Here is a 1,984-nt window from a genome sequence, read left to right on the forward strand (position 1 = left end):
TGCCTGGACCGACCGGCGAAGCCAACACGCTGTCGCTGGCGCCGCGCGGCCGGGTGCTTTGCCTCGGCCCGGACACCGAGACGCTGCTTGCCCAGACGATCCAGGCGCTCGCCGCCGGCAACGCGGTGCTTGCCGTGGCGCCGGGCGCGCCGGCAGCACTCTCGGCACTGACCGGCAAGGGCCTGCCGCTGGCAGCCATCGACGGCCGGCCGGACCCGGTCGAGGCGCGCTCACTGCGCGTCGATGTCGTCGCCTTCTCCGGCACGCCGGAAGCGGCGCGCATCGTGCGCAAGGTGATCGCCGACCGCGCCGGGCCGATCGTGCCGCTGGTCAGCGAAGTGCTCAACCCGGCCGCCTACGCGCATGAGCGCGCGGTCTGCGTCGACACGACAGCGGCAGGTGGGAACGCCAGCCTGCTTGCCGCCGCATAGTCGGTTCGAGACGAGTTAGGCGCAGGTGCGTTCAAGCGCCTTCGACGACCGAAAAGCCTTCGAATTGCGGGTGGCCGAGATAGTGCACCTTCGAGCCGCCGGCGTTGCGATGGGCGGCGCGGAAGTTTTCCGACTTCGTCCAGGCGACGAAATCCTCCTGGCTTGCCCAGACCGTGTGCGAGGCAAACAGCGTATAGCCCTCGCTCTCGTTGACCGGCCCGCGAAGCAGGTGGAATTCCCTGAAACCCTTCATTTCGGAGAGGCTGGAATCGCGGTTCTTCCAGACGTCCTCGAAGGCTTCCTCAGAGCCGTTCTGGACCTTGAAGCGGTTCATGGCGATGTACATTGGTTTCCTCGAATTGCATGAATTGTGGCGTTCAGGATGGCTTCAACCGGGTCTCAAAAGGGACCGATCCGCGCTTTGAACACCCAACTTGATCTTCCCGTCTCGGGTGGAATGGGAGGGAACGGTGCCTGCTTGCGCACCAGCGTCAAAGCGAATTGATCGAGCTCGGCGGAGCCGGAACTTTCGGCGAGCTGCAGGTCGCTGATGCTGCCGTCGGCCATGACGACAAACACCACCCTGGCGTTGTTGCGGGCCTTTGCCTGGACCGATTTTGAAACGCGGCGGTTGGCGCGGGCGAGCCTCTTTTGAATTTCGCCGCTGTAGCGGGATTCCAGGGCATTGCCGGCGGCGGCCTTCATCTTACCCTTGCTGGCGATGGTCGGCGCATCGCGTGCGTCGCCATCCGCTGTTTCCGTGCCGCGCGTCTCAGCGGGTTGGCCTGATCCTGCCGGTGCGCTCGACGTTGCGGCCGCGGCCGGTGGGTGCTCGGGTTCGGCAGGCGACGCATCGGGGCTTTGCGGCTCGATCGCGGGCGCCTGTTCGCCGGCCATGGGCACGCTCTGATCGTCTTGGCGCACTGTGGCGGCCGTCAGCATATCGGGCGTGGATGCAGGCTCCTGGGCGGCTTCAGCCGCAGGCTGAGGCGTTACAGGTTGGCTGGCCGGTTGCGGCGCTTCGGTCGGCGGAGTGGGCTGGACTGCTTGGCGCTTAACCGGCTGCAGGTCCGCCACCAAGGTTACATCCACCGCGCCGGACATCGCGTCATTGAGGGCGCTGCCCTGGGCGTCGGCGCCTGACTGGCTGCTGCCCTCGGCCTGAATCGCGTCCAGGGGGTCGAAGGTTCCGGCGGGCGCGATGAAAAACGCCGCCGCGGCGGCGGCATGGAGCAAGCCGGAGACGACAATCGCCACCGGCCATTTGCGGTCTTGCGCCGACTGACGTCGCTGCGCGAGCGACTCGGCCGGCGGGATCGCCGGTTCGCTGTCGGCGTCGGGGAGGGGGTCGATGTCCTGCATGGCTCGCGAGGAGACCTGCGGCAAGCGACGCGTCCTTGTCAAATCAAGATCGGTCAAATCAAGATCGGTTACCGCAAGCAGCGCCAGGCCTATGCCGGCCGGCGCTTGTGCAAAGGCGTTGCGTGCCGGTTCGAAGCCCACAGCTTGTCAGACTCCGAAAGCGATGGCGGTCCTGGTCGATGTCTTCAAGG

At 66.5% G+C, this 1,984-nt stretch carries 2 protein-coding genes and 1 pseudogene; 1 reads left to right on the forward strand and 2 read right to left on the reverse strand.

Annotation, left to right across the window (positions count from 1 at the left end; translation table 11 throughout):
• Positions 1 to 431: pseudogene (locus EOA24_RS35865) on the forward strand (bifunctional proline dehydrogenase/L-glutamate gamma-semialdehyde dehydrogenase); the annotation flags it as partial.
• Positions 432 to 462: 31 nt separating this feature from the next.
• Here the strand turns inward: EOA24_RS35865 and EOA24_RS35870 are convergent.
• Positions 463 to 777, reverse strand: a complete 315-nt coding sequence (locus EOA24_RS35870) for an antibiotic biosynthesis monooxygenase (protein WP_126082224.1) — start codon at positions 775 to 777, stop codon at positions 463 to 465.
• 53 nt (positions 778 to 830) lie between these two features.
• On the reverse strand, positions 831 to 1,934 hold the full coding sequence (locus EOA24_RS35875; RefSeq protein WP_245501934.1) for an energy transducer TonB: 1,104 nt from the start codon (positions 1,932 to 1,934) through the stop codon (positions 831 to 833).
• Positions 1,935 to 1,984: the final 50 nt, after the last annotated feature.

It is taken from the genome of Mesorhizobium sp. M2A.F.Ca.ET.039.01.1.1 (genome assembly GCF_003998035.1).
Taxonomy (GTDB): Bacteria; Pseudomonadota; Alphaproteobacteria; order Rhizobiales; family Rhizobiaceae; genus Mesorhizobium.